The sequence below is a fragment of the Pantoea phyllosphaerae genome (assembly GCF_051025595.1).
Taxonomy (GTDB): domain Bacteria; phylum Pseudomonadota; class Gammaproteobacteria; order Enterobacterales; family Enterobacteriaceae; genus Pantoea.
The window spans coordinates 129,902-150,643 of sequence record NZ_JBPFDE010000008.1; the positions used below are offsets into that span (position 1 = coordinate 129,902).

21 protein-coding genes are annotated in these 20,742 nt (G+C 59.9%); 13 read left to right on the forward strand and 8 right to left on the reverse strand.

The window, feature by feature from the left end:
- The first annotated feature begins 101 nt into the window (after nt 1–101).
- From nudF to ACR6A7_RS12710, 6 genes are all read left to right on the forward strand, one after another.
- On the forward strand, nt 102–737 hold the full coding sequence (nudF, locus tag ACR6A7_RS12685) for an ADP-ribose diphosphatase (protein ID WP_434125188.1): 636 nt from the start codon (nt 102–104) through the stop codon (nt 735–737).
- A complete protein-coding gene (locus ACR6A7_RS12690) occupies nt 734–1,159 on the forward strand; it encodes a DUF1249 family protein (protein WP_434125190.1) in 426 nt (141 codons plus the stop codon). The genes nudF and ACR6A7_RS12690 overlap by 4 nt, the downstream gene beginning before the upstream one ends.
- 45 nt (nt 1,160–1,204) lie before the next feature.
- Nucleotides 1,205–2,032 carry a 3',5'-cyclic-AMP phosphodiesterase gene (gene cpdA / locus ACR6A7_RS12695; RefSeq protein ID WP_434125192.1) on the forward strand — a complete coding sequence of 276 codons (828 nt, stop codon included), beginning with the start codon at nt 1,205–1,207 and terminating at the stop codon, nt 2,030–2,032.
- 3 nt (nt 2,033–2,035) lie between these two features.
- Complete coding sequence (gene yqiA, locus ACR6A7_RS12700) at nt 2,036–2,617, forward strand: esterase YqiA (protein ID WP_434125193.1); 582 nt, start codon at nt 2,036–2,038, stop codon at nt 2,615–2,617.
- Between the two features lie 47 nt (nt 2,618–2,664).
- On the forward strand, nt 2,665–4,560 hold the full coding sequence (gene parE / locus ACR6A7_RS12705) for a DNA topoisomerase IV subunit B (RefSeq protein ID WP_434125194.1): 1,896 nt from the start codon (nt 2,665–2,667) through the stop codon (nt 4,558–4,560).
- Between the two features lie 75 nt (nt 4,561–4,635).
- On the forward strand, nt 4,636–5,535 hold the full coding sequence (locus ACR6A7_RS12710) for a LysR substrate-binding domain-containing protein (RefSeq protein WP_434125196.1): 900 nt from the start codon (nt 4,636–4,638) through the stop codon (nt 5,533–5,535).
- A 51-nt stretch (nt 5,536–5,586) separates the two neighbouring features.
- Here ACR6A7_RS12710 and ACR6A7_RS12715 read toward each other — a convergent pair whose 3' ends face one another.
- Nucleotides 5,587–5,895 (reverse strand): putative quinol monooxygenase, encoded by a 309-nt coding sequence (locus ACR6A7_RS12715; protein WP_434125198.1) that lies wholly within the window; start codon nt 5,893–5,895, stop codon nt 5,587–5,589.
- 32 nt (nt 5,896–5,927) lie between these two features.
- Nucleotides 5,928–6,506: an NAD(P)H-dependent oxidoreductase gene (locus ACR6A7_RS12720; RefSeq protein WP_434125200.1), complete on the reverse strand. Its 579-nt coding sequence runs from the start codon at nt 6,504–6,506 to the stop codon at nt 5,928–5,930.
- 159 nt (nt 6,507–6,665) lie between these two features.
- Here ACR6A7_RS12720 and ACR6A7_RS12725 point away from each other — a divergent pair, with 159 nt between their 5' ends.
- The 4 genes from ACR6A7_RS12725 (at nt 6,666) to ftsP (ending at nt 12,182) form a co-directional block, all read left to right on the forward strand.
- Entirely contained in the window at nt 6,666–7,433 is a 768-nt protein-coding gene (locus ACR6A7_RS12725) for a transporter substrate-binding domain-containing protein (protein WP_434125202.1), read from the forward strand.
- A 132-nt stretch (nt 7,434–7,565) separates the two neighbouring features.
- Nucleotides 7,566–9,839, forward strand: coding sequence for a DNA topoisomerase IV subunit A (parC, locus tag ACR6A7_RS12730; RefSeq protein ID WP_434125204.1), 2,274 nt, complete (start codon nt 7,566–7,568; stop codon nt 9,837–9,839).
- A 46-nt stretch (nt 9,840–9,885) separates the two neighbouring features.
- Entirely contained in the window at nt 9,886–10,623 is a 738-nt protein-coding gene (locus ACR6A7_RS12735) for a 1-acylglycerol-3-phosphate O-acyltransferase (RefSeq protein WP_434125206.1), read from the forward strand.
- A gap of 128 nt (nt 10,624–10,751) precedes the next feature.
- Nucleotides 10,752–12,182: a cell division protein FtsP gene (ftsP, locus tag ACR6A7_RS12740; protein ID WP_434125207.1), complete on the forward strand. Its 1,431-nt coding sequence runs from the start codon at nt 10,752–10,754 to the stop codon at nt 12,180–12,182.
- A 53-nt stretch (nt 12,183–12,235) separates the two neighbouring features.
- Here the strand turns inward: ftsP and dkgA are convergent, their stop codons facing one another.
- On the reverse strand, nt 12,236–13,060 hold the full coding sequence (gene dkgA / locus ACR6A7_RS12745) for a 2,5-didehydrogluconate reductase DkgA (RefSeq protein ID WP_033752450.1): 825 nt from the start codon (nt 13,058–13,060) through the stop codon (nt 12,236–12,238).
- A gap of 193 nt (nt 13,061–13,253) precedes the next feature.
- On the opposite strand from dkgA, the gene ACR6A7_RS12750 reads away from it, so the two are divergent.
- Nucleotides 13,254–14,162 (forward strand): AraC family transcriptional regulator, encoded by a 909-nt coding sequence (locus tag ACR6A7_RS12750; protein ID WP_434125209.1) that lies wholly within the window; start codon nt 13,254–13,256, stop codon nt 14,160–14,162.
- 10 nt (nt 14,163–14,172) lie between these two features.
- Here the strand turns inward: ACR6A7_RS12750 and ACR6A7_RS12755 are convergent, their stop codons facing one another.
- From ACR6A7_RS12755 to ACR6A7_RS12775, 5 genes are all read right to left on the reverse strand, one after another.
- On the reverse strand, nt 14,173–14,835 hold the full coding sequence (locus ACR6A7_RS12755; protein ID WP_434125211.1) for a DedA family protein: 663 nt from the start codon (nt 14,833–14,835) through the stop codon (nt 14,173–14,175).
- A 105-nt stretch (nt 14,836–14,940) separates the two neighbouring features.
- Nucleotides 14,941–16,131, reverse strand: a complete 1,191-nt coding sequence (gene metC / locus ACR6A7_RS12760; RefSeq protein ID WP_434125213.1) for a cystathionine beta-lyase — start codon at nt 16,129–16,131, stop codon at nt 14,941–14,943.
- Nucleotides 16,132–16,264: 133 nt separating this feature from the next.
- Nucleotides 16,265–17,551 carry a TRAP transporter large permease gene (locus tag ACR6A7_RS12765; RefSeq protein ID WP_434125214.1) on the reverse strand — a complete coding sequence of 429 codons (1,287 nt, stop codon included), beginning with the start codon at nt 17,549–17,551 and terminating at the stop codon, nt 16,265–16,267.
- A 9-nt stretch (nt 17,552–17,560) separates the two neighbouring features.
- A complete protein-coding gene (locus tag ACR6A7_RS12770; RefSeq protein WP_434125216.1) occupies nt 17,561–18,067 on the reverse strand; it encodes a TRAP transporter small permease in 507 nt (168 codons plus the stop codon).
- Nucleotides 18,068–18,113: 46 nt separating this feature from the next.
- The gene (locus ACR6A7_RS12775; RefSeq protein WP_434125217.1) at nt 18,114–19,091 is read right to left on the reverse strand and encodes a TRAP transporter substrate-binding protein; all 978 of its coding nucleotides are present in this window, start codon (nt 19,089–19,091) and stop codon (nt 18,114–18,116) included.
- A 352-nt stretch (nt 19,092–19,443) separates the two neighbouring features.
- Here ACR6A7_RS12775 and exbB point away from each other — a divergent pair, with 352 nt between their 5' ends.
- Nucleotides 19,444–20,169: a tol-pal system-associated acyl-CoA thioesterase gene (gene exbB, locus ACR6A7_RS12780; RefSeq protein WP_434125219.1), complete on the forward strand. Its 726-nt coding sequence runs from the start codon at nt 19,444–19,446 to the stop codon at nt 20,167–20,169.
- Between the two features lie 4 nt (nt 20,170–20,173).
- Entirely contained in the window at nt 20,174–20,596 is a 423-nt protein-coding gene (gene exbD, locus ACR6A7_RS12785) for a TonB system transport protein ExbD (RefSeq protein ID WP_434125221.1), read from the forward strand.
- Nucleotides 20,597–20,742: the final 146 nt, after the last annotated feature.

The following is a 20,742-nucleotide window of genomic DNA, read 5'->3' on the forward strand; positions in this document are numbered from 1 at the left end:
TCTCCCCCTAATTTACGTAAATAATTCAGAAAGAACCACTCGGATGGAGTCGCAGGGTTGGCTTTTGCCGCTCCGTCCCAATCTGCATAAGGAGCCCGACGATGAGCGGCGAAAAAAAATCTCCAGTGACTTTTACAAAAAACGATGTAGAAATTATTGCACGCGAAACCGCCTGGAAAGGTTTTTTTTCCATTGTTCGTTACCGGTTTCGCCACCGCCGCTTCAACGGCGAAATGAGTAACGAGGTGGTGCGCGAAGTTTTCGAGCGTGGACACGCTGCGGTGCTGCTACCCTATGATCCCTTACGCGACGAAGTGGTGCTGATCGAACAGATCCGCATTCCCGCCTTTGACGTCAGCGAAACGCCCTGGCTGCTGGAGATGGTGGCGGGCATTATCGAGCCTAACGAAAGCGCCGAAGAGGTAGTACGACGCGAGGCCGTAGAAGAAGCGGGCCTGGCCGTCGGTCGGGTTAAACCCGTGTTAAACTATCTCGCCAGCCCTGGCGGCACCAGTGAACGTTTGTCGATCCTGGTGGGAGAAGTGGATGCCAGCCTGGCAAAAGGATGCCATGGCCTGGAGGAAGAGAATGAGGATATTCTTGTGCATGTGGTCAGCCGCGAACAGGCTTACCGCTGGGTGGAAGAGGGGATTATCGACAACGCGGCGTCTGTCATCGCCCTGCAATGGCTGGCGTTGCACCATGAAAAACTACGAGAAGAGTGGAAGCTAAAATGAAACAGCGCTATGTCCCTGATTTCCCCGAAATGATGCGGCTTTGCGAAACTAATTTCGCCCAGCTGCGTCGTTTGCTGCCGCGCAGCGATGAGGCTGGCGCGTCGGTGGTCTATCAGGTAAAAGGCGCTCGCTATCAGTTGACCATAGAAGAGTCCACGCGCTACACCACGCTGGTGGAGATCCGCCAGGTGGCCCCCACCGTCAGCTACTGGAGCCTGCCTTCTATGTCAGTGCGGCTCTATCATGACGCGCTGGTCGCCGAAGTGTGTTCAACACAGCAGATCTATCGCTTTAAAGCGCGCTATGATTATCCTAATAAAAAACTGCATCAGCGCGACGAGAAACATCAGATCAACCAGTTCCTTGCTGACTGGCTACGCTACTGCCTGGCACAGGGCGCGATAGCGGCGCCGGTCTGCTGATCGCACAGATAATGCATTATTCGGCGTGGAGACGAAGGAAACGCTTTGGATAGCCTGCTAACACTTCCTGCGGCGAATGGGGCCGGGATCAGGATTTTGCAAATCACGGACACCCACCTTTTCGCTGGAAAAAACGAATCGCTGCTGGGCGTGAATACCTGGGCGAGCTATGACGCGGTGCTGGACGCCATTGCGGCGCAGCAGCGCGAGTACGATCTGATTATCGCCACCGGCGATCTCGCTCAGGATCACTCTGTCGAAGCCTATCAGCACTTTGCTGAGGGTATCGCGCGCCTGCCGAAACCCTGCGTCTGGCTGCCGGGCAATCATGATTTCCAGCCGGCGATGGTCGACACGCTGGCCGAGGCGAAGATCAATGCCCACAAGCATGTGCTGCTCGGCGACCACTGGCAGCTGGTGATGCTCGACAGCCAGGTATTCGGCGTGCCGCACGGCATGCTGAGCGACTATCAACTGGAGTGGCTCGATAAAACGCTGGCGATCTATCCGCAGCGCCACACGCTGGTGGTGCTGCATCACCATCCGCTGGCCAGCGGCTGCACCTGGCTCGATCAGCATAGCCTGCGCAATTCTCATCAGCTCGACGCGGTGCTGCAACACTATCCTTTAGCGCGCACCCTGGTGTGCGGCCATATTCATCAGGAGCTGGATATCGACTGGCACGGCCGCCGCGTGCTGGCGACGCCTTCTACCTGCGTGCAGTTCAAACCGCACTGCACCAGCTTCACTATTGATACCGTCGCCCCCGGATGGCGCTGGTTTACCCTCTATCCGGACGGAACTTTCTCGACCGAAGTCGAACGGCTGCAAACCGACGCGTTCCGGCCGGACCTGGACTCGGAGGGATACTAGCCCATGGCGGCACTGCTCTATCTGCACGGTTTTAATAGCTCGCCACGATCCGCCAAGGCGACACAGCTGCAGCAGTGGATGGCGGTGACGCATCCCCATATTGAGGTGATCGTGCCGCAGCTGCCCGCTTTTCCCGCCGACGCCGCCGCGCTGCTGGAGGAGAAAGTGATGGCCCTGAGCGGCCAGCCGCTCGGCTTAATCGGCTCCTCGCTGGGCGGTTATTTAGCGACCTGGCTCTCCCAGTGTTTTATGCTGCCCGCCGTGGTGGTCAATCCGGCGGTACGCCCGTTTGAACTGCTGGCGGATTACCTTGGGTTGAACCAGAATCCCTACACGGGCCAGCAATATGTGTTAGAGTCTCGCCACATTTACGATCTGAAAGTCATGCAGATTGAGCCGCTGGAAGCGCCCGATTTGATCTGGCTGCTGCAACAAACCGGCGACGAAGTGCTCGACTACCGCCAGGCGCTCGACTACTACAGCGCGTGCCGACAAACGGTAGAGCAGGGCGGCAATCATGCGTTTACTGGATTCGAACGCCATTTCCCGCAGATTCTGGACTTTCTGGGTCTGAATCACGAATAACTCGCGGAAATTGCACATAATTTCACGCTTCTGATTAGAAACTTATCATGAGTCAATCAAGCTATAACGCGGATGCTATTGAGGTTCTTACCGGCCTTGAGCCGGTTCGCCGTCGTCCCGGCATGTACACCGATACGACGCGTCCTAACCATCTGGGCCAGGAAGTCATTGATAACAGCGTCGATGAGGCGCTGGCGGGCCATGCCAGACGGGTCGAGGTGATTCTGCACGCCGATCAGTCGCTGGAGGTCATCGATGACGGGCGCGGCATGCCGGTAGATATCCACCCGGAAGAGGGGGTGCCTGCGGTCGAGCTGATCCTGTGTCGTCTGCATGCGGGCGGCAAATTCTCCAGCAAAAACTACCAGTTCTCAGGCGGCCTGCACGGCGTCGGCATCTCCGTGGTTAACGCCCTGTCGAAGCGCGTCGAGGTCACGGTGCGCCGCAACGGCGAGGTCTATGCCATCGCGTTTGAGAACGGCGAGAAGGTGCAGGAGCTGACCAAAACCGGCACGGTGGCGAAACGCAATACCGGCACCAGCGTGCATTTCTGGCCTGACGAAAGCTTCTTTGACAGTCCGCGCTTCTCGGTTTCCCGCCTGACCCACCTGCTGAAGGCCAAAGCGGTGCTCTGTCCCGGCGTGGAAATCCTTTTTAAAGACAAGGTCAACAATACCGAACAGCGCTGGTGCTACGAAGATGGCCTGACCGACTACCTGTGCGAAGCGGTCAACGGCCTGCCGACGCTGCCGGAAAAACCGTTCGTCGGTAGCTTCTCCGGTGAGACGGAGGCGGTGGACTGGGCGCTGCTGTGGCTGCCGGAAGGCGGCGAGCTGCTGACCGAAAGCTACGTCAACCTGATCCCGACCATGCAGGGCGGCACGCACGTCAACGGCCTGCGTCAGGGGCTGCTCGACGCGATGCGCGAGTTCTGCGAATACCGCAATATCCTGCCGCGCGGCGTGAAGCTGTCAGCGGAAGATATCTGGGATCGCTGCGCATACGTGCTGTCAGTGAAGATGCAGGATCCGCAGTTCGCCGGGCAGACCAAAGAGCGTCTGTCGTCGCGCCAGTGCGCCGCCTTCGTCTCGGCGGTGGTGAAAGACGCCTTCAGCCTGTGGCTCAATCAGAACGTGCAGGCGGCAGAGCAACTGGCGGAGCTGGCAATCTCCAGCGCGCAGCGCCGTATGCGCGCGGCGAAAAAAGTGGTGCGCAAAAAGCTCACCAGCGGACCGGCGCTGCCGGGCAAGCTGGCAGACTGCACCGCGCAGGATCTCAATAAAACCGAGCTTTTCCTGGTGGAAGGGGACTCCGCAGGCGGATCCGCCAAGCAGGCGCGCGATCGCGAATATCAGGCGATCATGCCGCTCAAAGGCAAGATCCTCAACACCTGGGAAGTCTCTTCCGACGAAGTGCTGGCGTCGCAGGAGGTGCATGACATCTCCGTGGCGATCGGCATCGATCCCGACAGCGACGATCTCAGCCAGCTGCGCTACGGCAAGATCTGCATCCTCGCCGATGCGGACTCGGACGGCCTGCATATCGCCACGTTGCTGTGCGCGCTGTTTGTGAAGCACTTCCGCTCGCTGGTAAAAGGCGGCCACGTCTACGTCGCGATGCCGCCGCTCTACCGTATCGATCTCGGCAAAGAGGTCTATTACGCCCTTGACGAAGATGAGAAAGAGGGCGTACTGGAACAGCTTAAGCGCAAGAAAGGCAAGCCGAACGTGCAGCGCTTTAAAGGGTTGGGCGAAATGAACCCGCTGCAGCTGCGCGAAACCACCCTCGACCCCAATACGCGCCGCCTGGTGCAGCTAACGGTGGACGATAGCGACATCGAGCAGACGCTGCGCGTAATGGATATGCTGCTGGCCAAGAAGCGCTCGGAAGATCGCCGCAACTGGCTGCAGGAAAAAGGTGATTTGGCCGATATCGAAGTGTAATCATCGCGCTGCGGCGCGGCGCGCGATCCCGGGCTGCAGCCTGAATCGTGCGTCCGCCGCGCACCGGAGTAGATGATGAAAGTCACGCTGGAAGAGCTACGCGTGCTGGTGACGGTGGCGGACTGCGGTTCAATCACCTCGGCGGCGGAGCTGCTGGATCAGACCAGCTCAGGCGTGAGCCGCGCCCTGAGCCGCCTTGAGGCCAAACTCAACAGCACCCTGCTGCACCGCACCACCCGACGACTCGCCCTGACCGAAGAGGGCCAGCTTTTCCTGACCCACGCGCGCCAGATTTTGCTCTCCGTCGAACAGGCGGAAGAGCAGATCGCCCGACGCCGGGAGACGCCTTCTGGCCGCCTGCGCATCAACGCCGCCGCGCCTTTTATGCAGCACGTCATCGTGCCGCTGATCGGCGCGTTCCGGCAGCGCTATCCGCTGATTCAGTTAGAGCTCAATACCGACGATATCGTCATCGATCTGCTGGAGCAGCAGACCGATATCGCTATTCGCATCGGCGAGCTGCGCGATTCCACCATGCGCGCCCGGATGCTTGGCAGCAGCCGGGTTCGGCTGCTGGCCAGCCCCGCCTATCTGCAGCAATATGGCGAACCGCAGAGCGTCGAGGCGCTGGCGCAGCATCAGCTTATCGGCTTCAGCCAGCTGGAGATGCATAACGTCTGGCCCGTCTGGCAGCGCGAAGGCGAGCTGCTGCGCATTCAGCCGACCATTGCCGCCTCGAGCGGCGAAATCATTCGCCAGCTCGCGCTGGCGGGCCAGGGCATTGCGCGCATCTCCGACTTCGTCAGCCATCAGGATCTCGCCGCCGGCCGGCTACAGGAGGTGCTGGTGCAGCAGACGCACGACGTCAGGCTGCCCGTGCATGCGGTTTACTACCGCAACGCGGAGCTGGCGTCGCGCATCACCTGTTTTCTCGACTTTCTCCATCAGGAGATCGCCTCGCAGGCGCGGTTCTGACAAAAAAAAGCCGCGCGTTCTGAGGCGCGCGGCGTGTGACAGTCTGTGACGTCAGGCGGTGGGTTCCAGCACCAGAATCTTCACGTCCAGCACGTCGTCTTTAATCTTCTCGCGATGCGCTTCCATATGCGGCATCTGCTGATGCTGCTCCAGGTGGCGCAGCGACGCCCACTGCTCCAGCATAAAAATGGAGTCGGGGGAATTCTGCTTCCACGGCACCTGCGCCTGATGATCGACCAGCGCGTCGTACTGGTGGCAGCCCTCTTCGGCCAGCACCGACGGAATAAGCGACTTGATCGCCTCCAGCACTTTATTGCGATGTCCTGGTTTAATACAAATTTCAGCCACAACCGTTAGCATGTACCTCTCCTTGTTTGCGGGTCCGCTTTCAGTTAAGCAAAGATCTCGCTGAGATGTGTCCGATAACGTGCGATATCGCGCGGCACGTCCGGCATCTTAATAACGTCGTTACAGATAAAGGTCGGCAGCGCTTCCATGCCCAGGAACTGGTTGGCTTTATGGAAGTGCAGATAGAGGCCGTCGACGCCAACGCCTTCAAAGAACTGATCGGGATCGGTAAAGGCTTCCAGCGGCGCGTTCCAGGTCAGCGACAGCATATATTTTTTGCCCTGCAGCAGGCCGCCCGATCCATACTTTTTGCTGGCGTCGGCGCGCGAGCGGCCGTCGCTGGCGTAGAGCGCGCCGTGGCCTTCGGTAAAGACGTCGTCGATGTAGCGCTTCACCGTCCAGGGCTCGCCCATCCACCAGCCTGGCATCTGGTAGATCACCACGTCGCTGTCGAGATACTTCTGCACTTCATCCGCGATGACATAGTCGCTGTCGGCCAGGGTGACAGTAACCTGATGGCCTAAATCGCGCAGCTGGCTGGCTGCCACTTCGGTCAGAGTGTGGTTCAGCTCGCCTTTGGAGTGAGCGAAGGTTTTACCGCCGTCAATAATCAGAATATTCATTCACTAATCTCATTTGTGTTGCCATAGAGGGCTACTTTACGCCCTCTGCCTCGGCAGAAAAATGGGATTCAGATCACAAGACTTTTGCGCTGGAAGCAATAATCCAGCGGCTTATGACACACTCCACCAACACTCATCACGTCAAACAGAAGAACAAGAATGCGCACATACCTTATCAGCGCGCTGCTGCTGGCCAGCGGCGTCGCGCAGGCGGACTCCCGTCTGGATCAGATCCTCGCCAGCAAAACCCTGAAGGTCTGCACCACCGGCGACTACAAGCCCTATACCTACCTGCGCCCGGACGGCCAGTACGAAGGGCTGGATATCAGCATGGCGCAGTTGCTGGCCGCCAGCCTGGACGCAAAGATCAGCTGGGTGCCGACCACCTGGAAAACCCTCTCGCAGGATTTTAAAGAGAAGCAGTGCGATGTTGCGCTGGGCGGCGTGTCGGTAACGCTGAAGCGCCAGCAGATCGCCTGGTTTGCCCAGCCGCTCGGCGTCGACGGTAAGATTCCGCTGGTGCGCTGTGCCGACAAGGCAAAATACAGCACGGTCGAGCAGCTTAACGCGCCGGCGGTGCGCGTGATTGAGCCAGCGGGCGGCACCAACGAAGCCTTTGTCCACAGCCATCTGCCGCAGGCGACCCTGACCCTGTTCCACGATAACGTCACGATTTTCCAGCAGCTGGTGGACGGGAAGGCCGACGTAATGATCACCGACGCCTCCGAAGCGCTCTATCAGCAGCAGCGCTACCCCCAGCTCTGCGCCGTTAATCCGCAGGCGCCGCTGCAGTACGGCGAAAAAGCCTGGATGATCCCGCGCGACGATATGAGCTGGAAAGCCTATATCGACCAGTGGCTGCACCTCGCTACCGCTACCGGCGAATATGCGCGTATTACCGCGCAGTGGATGGGCGCGGCGCGCTGATTGCCGTGGTCAGCAATCCTGTGCCGCCCTGCGCTTCCCCTGTGACTAATCCTGGCGATTGAGGTACTATCCTCGCCAAATAACCGCCGGGTGTTTCGCCATTGCGGGACACGAAGTGAGGATAAAAATTCAATGAGTGAATTGACGCAGGATGGTGCAGAGCGTCTTGCCCTGCACACATTTACCGAAAACGCGTACCTGAACTACTCGATGTACGTCATCATGGACCGCGCCTTGCCCTATATTGGCGACGGTCTGAAGCCGGTACAGCGCCGTATTGTTTACGCCATGTCGGAACTCGGCCTGAACGCCAGCGCCAAATTCAAGAAGTCGGCGCGTACCGTGGGCGACGTGCTGGGTAAATACCATCCGCACGGCGACAGCGCCTGCTACGAAGCGATGGTGCTGATGGCGCAGCCGTTCTCCTATCGCTATCCGCTGGTCGATGGCCAGGGCAACTGGGGCGCGCCTGACGATCCGAAATCCTTCGCGGCGATGCGCTATACCGAATCGCGTCTCTCTAAATATGCGGAAGTGCTGCTCGGCGAGCTGGGCCAGGGTACGGTGGACTTCGTGCCGAACTTTGACGGCACGATGCAGGAACCGAAAATGCTGCCCGCGCGGCTGCCGAACATTCTGCTGAACGGCACCACCGGCATCGCCGTTGGCATGGCGACTGACATTCCGCCGCACAACCTGCGCGAAGTGGCGCAGGCGGCTATCGCCCTGATTGATAAGCCGAACACCAGCCTCGACGCGCTGCTGGATATCGTACAGGGCCCCGATTATCCCACCGAGGCGGAGATCATCACGCCGCGCGACGAGATCCGTAAAATTTACCAGACCGGCCGCGGCTCTGTTCGCCAGCGCGCGGTATGGAAAAAAGAGGATGGCGAGGTGGTCATCACCGCACTGCCGCACCAGGTTTCCGGCGCGCGCGTGCTGGAGCAGATCGCCGCTCAGATGCGCAATAAAAAACTGCCGATGGTAGAGGATCTGCGCGACGAATCGGATCATGAAAACCCGACCCGCCTGGTGATCGTGCCGCGCTCGAACCGCGTGGATCTCGATCAGGTCATGCACCACCTGTTTGCCACCACCGATCTTGAGAAGAGCTACCGCGTTAACCTCAACATGATCGGCCTCGACAACCGCCCGTCGGTGAAAAACCTGCTGGAGATCCTGTCGGAATGGCTGGTGTTCCGCCGCGACACCGTTAAGCGTCGTCTTAACCATCGCCTTGAGCGCGTGCTGCGTCGCCTGCATATCCTTGAGGGCTTGCTGGTCGCCTTCCTCAATATCGACGAGGTGATCCATATCATCCGCAGTGAGGATGAGCCTAAGCCGGTGCTGATGTCGCGCTTCGGCATCAGTGAAACCCAGGCGGAAGCGATTCTCGAGCTGAAGCTGCGCCACCTGGCGAAGCTGGAAGAGATGAAGATCCGCGGCGAGCAGAGCGAGCTGGAAAAAGAGCGCGATCAGATTCAGGCGATCCTCGCCTCTGAGCGCAAGATGAACACCCTGCTGAAGAAAGAGCTGCAGGCTGACGCCACCGCCTACGGCGACGAGCGCCGTTCGCCGCTGCACGAGCGCGAAGAGGCGAAAGCGCTGAGCGAAAACGAACTGGTGCCGTCTGAGCCGGTCACTATTGTCCTGTCGCAGATGGGCTGGGTGCGCAGCGCCAAAGGCCACGATATCGATCCGTCCGGGCTGAGCTATAAAGCGGGCGACAGCTATCTGGCAGCGGCGCGCGGCAAGAGCAACCAGCCGGTCGCCTTTATCGACTCCACCGGGCGCAGCTATACGCTCGATCCCACCTCGCTGCCGTCGGCGCGCGGGCAGGGCGAGCCGCTGACCGGCAAGCTGACGCCGCCGCCGGGTGCGGTGGTAGAGCAGGTGCTGATGGAGGCGGACGAGCAGAAGCTGCTGATGGCCTCCGACGCCGGCTACGGCTTTATCTGCACCTTCGCCGATCTGGTATCGCGCAACCGCGCCGGCAAAGCGCTGCTGACGCTGCCGGACAACGCGCGCGTCATGACGCCGATGGCGGTGCATCATGAAGATGACATGCTGCTGGCGATTACGCAGGCGGGACGTATGCTGATGTTCCCGGTCGGCGAACTGCCGCAGATGTCGAAAGGCAAAGGCAACAAAATTATCTCTATCCCGGCGGCGGACGCCGCGGCGGGCAACGATAAGCTGGCGTGGCTGCTGATCCTGCCGCCGGGCAGCGCGGTCACGCTCTACGTCGGCAAGCGCAAGCTGGTGCTGCGCAGCGAAGAGCTGCAGAAGTTCCGCGCCGACCGCGGACGTCGTGGCACGCTGCTGCCGCGCGGCCTGCAGCGTATCGACAAGGTAGAGCTGGATGCCCCAGCGCGTGCCGTCAGCGAAGACGGCGAAGCCTGAGCAAGGCGGCGGAGCCTGCTCTCCGCCGCGCCATAATGAGGGATATATGTTACTAGTACTGCGCACCATCTTTGTGGTGATTTACTCGATTCTGGTCTGTGTTTTCGGCTGCATCTGGTGTCTGTTTTCGCCGCGCAACCCGCGCCATGTCGCCACCTTCGGCCATCTCTTCGGCCGTCTCTCTGGCGTATTTGGCATCAAGGTCGAGCTACGTAAACCCGCCGAGGCGGCCCACTACGGCAACGCTATCTATATCGCCAACCACCAGAACAACTACGACATGGTTACGGCGGCGAAGATCGTCCAGCCGACCACCGTCACGGTGGGCAAAAAGAGCCTGCTGTGGATCCCGTTCTTCGGCCAGCTTTACTGGCTGACCGGCAACCTGCTGATTGACCGGGACAACCGCTCAAAGGCGCACAGCACCATCAGCCAGCTGGTCGAACAGTTTCAGAAGAAGCGCATTTCGTTCTGGATGTTCCCGGAGGGCACGCGCAGCCGCGGACGCGGTCTGCTACCGTTTAAAACCGGTGCCTTTCATGCGGCGGTGGCGGCGGGCGTGCCCATTATTCCTATCGTGATTTCCAACACGCACGGCAAGATCAACCTGAACCGCCTGAACAACGGTCTGGTGATCGTCGAGATGCTGCCGCCGGTCGACACCAGCGGCTACACCACGCAGTCGGTGCGCAAGCTGGCGACCCACTGCCGTGAGCTGATGATGGAGAAACTGGAAGCGCTCAACGCCGAAGTCGAAGCGCGCGAAAAAAGCGGTAAACTCTGACCGGCCAGCTTCTCGCCGGCACCCGCACGGATGCACGCGGCGCGCTCTGCCCGCCGCGACGCAACACAGCAATAAATCAAGAATAACAATGGGCGCGCAAGCGCCACGCGTAAAGGGTTTGACGTTCTATGTCTTTCAGCAGACGACAGTTTATCCAGCTTTCTGCTGGTGCGGCGCTTGGCGCCGGTCTCTTACCTTCTGCGGCGCGCGCCGCCTCCGCGCCCGGCGGCGATACGCCGCTGCCGGTGCCGCCGCTTATCGAATCGCGTCGCGGTCAGCCGATCTTTCTGACGCTGATGCGCAGCCACTGGTCCTTTCTCGGCGACAACAATAAAGTGCCGGTATGGGGCATCAACGGGCTCTATCTCGGTCCGACGGTGCGCGTCTACAGCGGCGACGACGTCAAGCTGATCTACAGCAACCGCCTTAACGAGCCGGTGGCGATGAGCGTCAGCGGCCTGCAGGTGCCGGGCGCGCTCATGGGCGGGGCGCCGCGCATGATGTCCGCCGGCGTTGACTGGGCGCCGGTGCTGCCGATCCGCCAGAACGCCGCCACCTGCTGGTACCACGCCAGCACGCCGAACCGCATGGCGCCGCACATCTACAACGGTCTGGCGGGCATGTGGCTGATTGAGGATGAGGTGAGCAAGCAGCTGCCGCTGCCGCGCCACTACGGCGTTGACGACTTTCCGCTGATCATTCAGGACAAGCGCCTCGATAACTTCGGCACGCCCGCCTACGATCCGCCGCACGACGGCGGCTTTCTCGGCGACGTGCTGCTGGTTAACGGCGTGCAGAACCCCTTTGTCGAGGTGTCGCGCGGCTGGGTGCGCCTGCGCCTGCTCAACGCCTCAAACGCGCGCCGCTACCAGCTGTCGCTGAGTGATAACCGTCCTTTTACCGTTATCGCCAGCGATCAGGGCTTTCTGCCCGCGCCGGTGGCGGTGCAGCAGCTCTCGCTGGCGCCGGGCGAGCGCCGCGAAGTGCTGATCGATATGTCGCAGGGCGACGAGGTGTCGATTACCGCAGGCACGGCGGCGGGCATTATGGACCGCCTGCGCGGCCTGTTCGAACCCTCATCGATCCTCACCAACACGCTGGTGCTGACGCTGCGCCCGACCGGTCTGCTGCCGCTGGTGACCGACAATCTGCCGATGCGCCTGCTGGCGGATCAGATCCTCGACGGCATGGCGACGCGCACGCGTGAATTCCGTATCGGTGAGGATATGCCGGGCATCAACGGCGCGCAGTGGGATCTGAACCGCATCGACACCACCGTGCAGCAGGGCACTTTCGAGCGCTGGATCCTGCGTGCCGACCGGCCGCAGGCGATGCATATTCAGGGCGCGGTGTTCCTGATCAAAAGCGTCAACGGCGCGCAGCCGATGGGCGAAGATCGCGGCTGGAAAGATACCGTCTGGGTGGATGGCGAGGTTGAGCTGCTGGTGAGCTTTCCGCAAAGCTCGTCCGATCATTTTCCCTTTGTCTACTACAGCCAGACGCTGGAGCTGGCCGATCTTGGCACGGCGGGGCAGCTGCTGGTGCAGCCGACGGCATAAGCGCTCAGGCGAAAAGGGCGCGCTGCCCGGAAGGACAGCGCGCATAGCCAGGATTAATTGAAGGTTTCCGGATCCGGTCCCAGACGGTTACCGCGATCCAGCTTCGCGATTTCGCTCAGCTCGGTCTTTTCCAGCCGGAAATCGAACACCGCGAAGTTCTCCGCAATACGCTCCGGCGTCACCGATTTCGGGATCACCACCAGCCCGCTGTCGAGATGCCAGCGGATCACAATCTGCGCCGGGGTTTTGCCGTACTTCTTCGCCAGCTGGCGAATAATCTCCTGATCGAACACCCCTTCGCCGCCCTGCGCCAGCGGGCTCCAGGATTCAGTCTGGATCTGATGCATGGCGTTCCACGCGTGCAGCGTGCGCTGCTGCAGCATCGGATGCAGCTCGATCTGATTGACGACCGGTGAGACGCCAGTTTCATCCAGCAGACGCTTCAGGTGCGCTTCGTGGAAGTTACAAACGCCGATGCTTTTGGTCAGGCCCTGCTGCTGCAGCTTGATCATCTCTTTCCAGGCGTCGACATAGTGATCTTTCTCCGGGCACGGCCAGTGCATCAGATAGAGATCGACCTGCTCCAGCTGCAGTTTTTTCAGGCTGGTTTCCATCGCCTGCTGCACATTCTGCTGATCGTCGTTCCACAGCTTGGTGGTGACGAAAATCTCTTCGCGCGGCACGTCGGTATCCTGTAACGCCTGGCCGATCGCCTCTTCGTTTTTATAGGCGGCAGCGGTGTCGATCGAGCGATAGCCGACCTCCAGCGCCTTAAGCACGGCGCGATGGGCATCTTCGTTGCTTGCCTGCCATACGCCCAGCCCCAGCTGCGGCATCATATTGCCGTCGTGCAGTTTGATAATCGGTTGATCTGCCATAGGTGCTCCTTTCTGTTGCAGTGAACCTGTGAGGCTTAAGTCTAGTCAACAAACCTGACCTCGTTTCATTGTGGGCGGCAATTCCGTTTCTCGCCCTGCCTGATCCTGCGGAAGTCTTGCCTGTTTCTCCATTTCAGTGGCGAATTACGCAGCAGCCTGGCAGACTGGTTTCTTTACTCTGCGAGAGATATGCATGGCGCACGAAGCTTTGTGTCAGCACCTGGCGAACCAGGTCGTGACCTTAATGACCCATGGACGCAACCGCCTTTGCCCGGTCAAGAACGTCAACCTGATCTACCTCAATCAGTATCAGCCGCGCACGCCGGTGATGTACCAGCCCGGCATTGTGATTCTGTTTCAGGGCAGCAAAACCGGCTATCTCGGCAGCACCACTTTTACCTATGACGCCACGAAATATCTGATGCTCACCGTGCCGCTGCCGGTCGAGTGCGAAACCTGGGCGTCGCCGGAAGCGCCGGTCGCCGGCATGTTCCTGACGGTCGATACCGCCAGCCTGCAGGATCTGCTGATCGAGATTGGCGACGACGAAGATTTCCAGCCGCAGCCGCAGACTTCAGGCATTCACTCCGCCTGGCTGACCGAGCCGATGCTGTGCGCGGCGGAGCGCCTGCTGGACGTGATGGTGCATCCGCGCGACGCGCGCGTGCTGGGGCCGCAGATCGTGCGGGAGATTATCTACTACGTGCTGACCGGGCCGACGGGCGGCGCGCTGCTGTCGCTGGTGAGCCGTCAGACCCAGTTCAGCCAGATCGCCCGCGCGCTGCGCCGCATTGAAAACCACTATGCGGACAACCTCAGCGTCGATGCGCTGGCGGCGGAGGTGAACATGAGCGTCTCGGCGTTTCATCACAACTTCAAGGCGGTGACGCAAACCTCGCCGCTGCAGTACCTGAAGCGCTACCGCCTGCATCAGGCGCGGCTGCTGATGCTGCATGACGGGCTGAAGGCGAGCGCGGCGGCGGTGCGGGTGGGCTACGAAAGCCCCTCGCAGTTTTCACGGGAGTTTAAGCGCTATTTCGGCGTGACGCCGGGAGAGGAGATTAGCCGCGTGCGTCAGACCGTGGCGGAACCACAGGCCTGACGCCGTACGATCAGGCCTGTTTCTGACGACGTTTTTTCCAGATCACCACGATGCTGCCCGCGAGGCCGACAAACAGCAGCACCATCGGCAGCACCATCAGGATCGCCATCACCTGATCTTCATGGCGTTTGATAAAGGGCACCTGGCTGATGCCATAGCCAAACGCCACGACAATCGCCACCCACAGCAGCCCGCTTAGCCAGTTAAACAGCTGGAAACGGCCGTTCTGCAGGCCGGAAATACCCGCCATGGTTGGCAGAATAGTGCGCACGAAGGCCAGGAAGCGGCCAACCAGCAGCGCCATCAGGCCGTGACGGTTAAAGAGCTGCCACGCGCGCTGATGATATTGCGCTGGCAGGTGCATCAGCCAGCTTTTCACCAGCCGCGTATTGCCAAGCCAGCGTCCCTGAAGATAGCTCAGCCAGCAGCCGAGGCTGGCGGCGGTGGTGAGGATCACCATGGTGGGGATAAAATCCATTACCCCTTTGGCGACCATCGCGCCCGCCAGCAGCAGCAGGCTGTCACCCGGCAAAAAAGAGGCGGGAAGCAGGCCGTTCTCCAGAAACAGCGTCAGAAACATCACGCCGTAAACTACCCAAACCACATTTGGATCGGCCAGCGCGGCGAAATCCTGATGCCAGAGCGCATGAACAATCTCGTGTAAAACACTCATCTGCTATCCCATCGAGTCACAAGGAATCTATTTTAGCGGCAATCCGGCAGAGTGATTTGATCTGCGGCCGGTCGCCATTCTGTGGTTGAGGTTCTGTTTAAGTTACTACTGCGTCAGGCGGGCGAAACCTGCCGTTAAATCGTCAATCAGGTCGTCGACATGCTCCAGACCAATATGCAGGCGCACCAGCGTGCCGTCAAAATCGACGCCGCCCGCTGGTCTGATTGCCGCCAGCTCTTCCGGCTGATTCGCCAGAATCAGCGACTCGTAGCCGCCCCACGAGTAGGCCATGCTGAAATGGTGGAAGCGATCGAGGTAATGCGCCAGTTTTTCGCCGCTCAGTTTTTCATGCAGCACGAAAGAGAACAGGCCGCTGCTGCCGCTGAAGTCGCGTTTCCAGAAGGCGTGGCCTTTGCTCTGCGCCAGCGCCGGATGGTTGACGCGCGCCACTTCCGGCCGCGTCGCCAGCCACTCCGCCACCTGCAGCGCGCTCGCCTCATGCTGGCGCAGGCGCGTGGCGAGGGTGCGCAGGCCGCGGCTCGCCATATAGGCGCTGTCGGCGTCTACCGTCTGGCCCATCAGATAGGAGTTCTCACGCAGCTGCTCCCAGCAGCGCGCGTTCGCCACTGCGGTGCCGATCATCGCGTCGCTGTGGCCAATCAGGTACTTGGTGCCCGCCTGAATCGAAATATCGACGCCGTGCGCCAGCGCGTTAAAGAAAAAGCCCGCCGCCCAGGTGTTATCCATCATGATCACCGCGTCCGGCGCCTTTGCGCGCACCGCTGCGACGATGGCCGGGATGTCCTGCACCTCCATAGTGATAGAGGCTGGAGACTCAAGAAACACCACGCGGGTTTCCGGGCGCACCAGCGCGCCGATTTCGCTGCCGATGGTGTGATCGTAAAAGGTGGTGGCGACGCCGAGCTTGCTGAGGATTTTGGTGCAGAAGTCCTGCGTCGGCTCGTAGACGGCGCCGCACATCAGCACATGGTCGCCCGCGTCGACAAACGACAGAATGGCGTTGGCGACCGCCGCCGCGCCGCAGGGATAGAGCACGCAGCCCGCGCCGCCCTCCAGCTCGGTCATCGCATCCTGCAGCGAAAAGTGGGTCAGGGTGCCGCGGCGGCCATAGAAGAGTTCGCCGGCGGCGCGTCCCGCCGTAGCGCGCTTTTTATCGGCGACGCTATCGAACACCAGCGACGAGGCGCGCTGAATCACGCTGTTGACCGCGCCCTGCGTGTAACGTTTGCTGCGCCCGGCGCTGACTAAGGTAGTATCGATTTTTTTGGTCGTCATTCGTGTTTGCCCTGCGGCCTGCTACAAAGCCTTCACGTTACCACGAATTGCCGGTCAGGGTTGACCCCAAATCCTGATATTCAGAACCTGCCCGAGGGGGAACAGGCGGCGCCGCGCGCCGCCTTTCAGCCGGTTACATCACCCCCATCAGACGCGGTAGCCACAGCGAAATCGCCGGGACGTAAGTAATCAGCATCAGCACCAAAAACAGAATGCCGTAAAAAGGCAGCATCGCGCCGACCACCTGCTCGATTTTCTGTTTGCTCACCGCGCTGGCGACAAACAGCACCGTGCCGACCGGCGGGGTGATCAGCCCGATGCCGAGGTTGGTCATCATGATCATGCCGAAGTGCACCGGATCGATGCCGAGCGTAGTCGCCACCGGCAGCAGCACCGGCGTCAGGATCAGGATAATCGGCGCCATATCCATCAGCGTGCCGATCACCAGCAGCAAGACGTTAATGCACATCAGGATGACGTACTTGTTATCGGACAGGCTGGTAAAGGCGTCGGTGATAAGGGTCGGCAGCTGCATAAAAGTCATGACCGCGCCGAAGCCCGCCGCGAAGGCGATCAGCACCATCACGATAGTCACCGTCTTAATGGTGCGGAACAGCAGGATATGCAGCTGGCTCCACTTGAAGTCGCGATAGATAAACATGGTGACGAAGAAGGCCCAGAGGCAGGCGATCGCCGCCGATTCCGACGCGGTAAAAATACCGGAGAGAATACCGCCCAGGATAATCACGATGGTGAAGAGACCCCAGAAGGCGTCGAAGAAGATCTTCACCGCCTGGCGAAACGGAATGCGCTCGCCCTTGGGATAGCCGCGCTTGCGCGCGAAGGCAAGGCACATCACCATCAGGCAAAGCCCCAGCAGCAGGCCGGGAAAGATGCCAGCGACGAACAGCGAGGAGATCGTCACCACGCCGCCGGTTGCCAGCGAGTAGATCACCGAGTTATGGCTGGGCGGCGTCAGCACCGCCTGCACCGATCCGCTGGCGGTGACCGCCGCCGCGAAGTCGCGCGGATAGCCTTTCTGCTCCATTTGCGGGATCATCACCGAGCCAATCGACGCGGTATCCGCCACCGACGAGCCGGAAATCGCGCCGAAAAAGGTAGAGGCGACAATATTCACCAGCGACAACCCGCCGCGAATAAAGCCGACAAAGATATAGGCGAAGTTCACCAGCCGCCGCGCGATGCCGCCTTCCGCCATAATCGCCCCGGCCAGGATAAAGAAGGGGATGGTAAGCAGCGAGAACTTATTGACGCCGTTCGTAATTTGAATAACCACCGCTTCCAGCGGCAGATCGATCCACCATGCGCCGATAAAGGCGCTGAGGCCCACGGCGAAGGCGACGGGAAAGCCCAACAGCAGCAGCACAACCAGGCTGCCGATCAACATCAATGCGTCCATGGTCGCTCCTTAATGAGTGCCGCCTAAAACCACCACTGGCCGCTGGCTTTGGTCGCCGTTCAGCAGCCGCTCAATCACAAACAACAGGGTAAACAGCGCGCCGATCGGGATTGGCAAATACATCTCGCCGTAGGTCACCGAGGGCAGCGAGGCGAGCGGCTGGATCCACATCGCCACGCACAGGTTGTAGCTCGCCTGGAAGATGATCAAACAGGTCACCACCATCAGCAGATCGCACAGGCGCAGCATCAGCCGCTGCACGGCGGGCGACAGGCGATCGGTCACCATCGAGACGCAGATATGGGTACCGGCGCGATAACCGACCGGCGCGCCGATAAAGGTGAAAATAATCATGCAGACGATGGCGACCGGCTCGGGCCAGGCCAGCGCGCCGTTGAGCACATAGCGAGCGAAAATGCCGATGGGGATTACCGTCACCATAATCAGCAGCGCGACGGCGGCAATGCCCATGCACAGCAGATAGAGCCCATCCATCAGACGAGAGTATCGGTTCATATGCGTTACCTGAATAACGCCGCGCGGAAGGCGCGGCGGGGGAGGGTTATTTAACGTCGGCGATTTGCGTCATCAGATCCTGATATTTGCCGCCAAACTGATCGCGCACCGGCTGCGTCGCCTTCATGAAATAGTCCCTGTCAGTCTGCTGAAAGGTCACGCCGCCTGCTTTCATCTTCTCAATGGACTGCTCGGTGTAAGTCGCCCACAGCTGGCGTTCTTCATCCTGCGCCTCTTTGCCGAGCTTTTTCAGCAGCGCCTGGTCTTCCGGCGTCAGGCGCGCCCACGAGGTTTTTGAGAAGAGGATCATCTCCGGCTGGATAAAGTGGCCGGTCAGGGTGTAGTACTTCGCGACCGGCAGATAGTTGTGGGCGACGAATGTCGGCGGGTTGTTTTCGGTGCCGTCCACCACGCCGGTCTGCATGGCGCTGAAGACTTCACTGACGCCCATCGCCACCGGGTTCGCGCCCATTGCTTTCAGCGTCGCCAGCGAGATGGCGCTGTTCTGCACGCGAATTTTCATCCCTTTAAGATCTTCCGGCTTGCTGAGCGGCTTTTTGGTGATCATGTTGCGTTCGCCCGCGTCGGTCCAGCCAAGAAAGACCATGCGCGCGTTGGCGTCGGCGTCGAATTTATCGACTATTTGCTTGCCGACCTCGCCGTCCAGCACCTTGTGCATATGGTCGACGTCGCGGAAGATGTAGGGCAGCGTCAGCACGCTGGTTTCCGGCGCGATGGTGGTGACCGGCGCCAGCGAGACGCGGATCATGTCGATGGCGCCGAGCTGCACCTGCTGCAGCGTCTGATCTTCGTCGCCCAGCACGCCGCCTGCGTAGACTTTCATCTCCAGCCGCCCGTTAGTCGCCTGTTTCAGCTTGTCGCCCATATGCTGTAGTGCTACGACGGTGGGATAGCCAGCGGGCTGGACCTCCGCCACTTTTAACACCTTCGCTAATGCCGGAGCGGCGTTCAGGCCGAGCGCAGCAGAGACGGAAACGGCAAGGATCCATTTATTCACTCTCATTATTTTTTTCTCCAGGCTGATAGAGGAGGGCACAGGTTACAGGCAGCAGAGGAAATGGCCCGCGTGCTGCCAGAATAGGCAAATTGTGCTGGCTGAAAATGCGGCAATGCTGATTGAATGAACAAGCTCACATTTTGAAACGATGTTTTAATAAATTTATACGGGAAATCACATTTCTGAAATAGCGCTGAAAAGTGTCATAAAAGGTTAGCAACAGCCCGATGAGGGCAGCGTGCTGTTTGTAAATAGTAATGAGAACTACTATCAATTCGCCTTATTTTTGCTATTATTCGCGCTTATCCATTATTCCTGCATATGAAGTTGGAGACGCAGCGTGGTAGCCAGTGACTTAATGCAAACGGATCTCTCTGTTTGGGGCATGTATCAACATGCCGACATCGTGGTAAAAGTGGTAATGATCGGCCTGTTGCTGGCGTCGGTCGTGACCTGGGCGATTTTTTTCGGAAAGTTTGCCGAGCTTAGCGCGGCGAAACGTCGACTGAAAAGCGAGCAGCAGGCGCTGGGCGAAGCCCGCAGCCTGAGCGACGCCGCCCGCGCCGCTGCGCAGTTCAAGAGCCACAGCCACAGCGCGGCGTTGCTGAATGATGCGCAAAACGAGATAGCGCTTTCCGCGGGCGTCGAAGATACCGACGGCATTAAAGACCGCACCAGCTTCCGCCTCGAGCGCCGCGTCGCCGCCTTTAGCCGCCACGCGGGTCGCGGCAACGGCTTCCTCGCCACTATCGGCTCTGTCGCCCCGTTTATCGGCCTGTTCGGGACCGTCTGGGGCATTATGAATAGCTTTATCGGTATCGCGCAGACGCAGACCACCAATCTGGCGGTTGTCGCGCCCGGCATCGCTGAAGCGCTGCTGGCTACCGCTATCGGCCTGGTGGCGGCGATTCCTGCGGTGGTGATCTATAACGTTTTCGCGCGCATGATCGCGGGCTACAAAGCGTCGCTGGGCGACGTGGCCGCGCAGATTCTGCTGCTGCAGAGCCGCGATATCGACCTGGGCAACCTTAACGCGAAAAGCGCTGAAGCGCGCCCGGCCGCTCAGAAATTACGCGTAGGTTAAGTTTATGGCGATGCGATTAAACGACGACCTGGAAACCGATGGCGAGATTCATGAAATCAACGTCACGCCGTTTATCGACGTGATGCTGGTTTTGCTGATCATCTTTATGGTGGCCGCGCCGCTGGCGACCGTGGATGTTCGCGTTAATCTGCCCGCCTCGACCAGCGCGCCGCAGCCGCGGCCGGAAAAACCGGTCTACCTGTCGATTAAAGCGGATAAGCAGTTTTATATTGGCAATGAGCAGGTGACGCCGGAGACGCTGGTGGCGGTGCTGAACAGCCAGACCGACGGCAACAAAGAGACCACGATATTCTTCCAGGCTGATAAGTCTGTCGATTATGAGACCCTGATGAGCGCGATGGATAAGCTGCGCGGCGCAGGTTATCTCAAGATCGGCCTGATGGGGATGGAAACCGCCGCGAAGTAAATTTGCGCGAGTGGAAAAAGGGCAGCCTGCGGGCTGCCCTTTTTGTTTTCTGGGCGGGCGTTGTTTATCGCTTAGATGCCAGCACGCCAGGTTGTCGCGTCTACCACGTTTTTGTCCTGTCGCGGGAGGCTTTGCTCTCTGGCTTC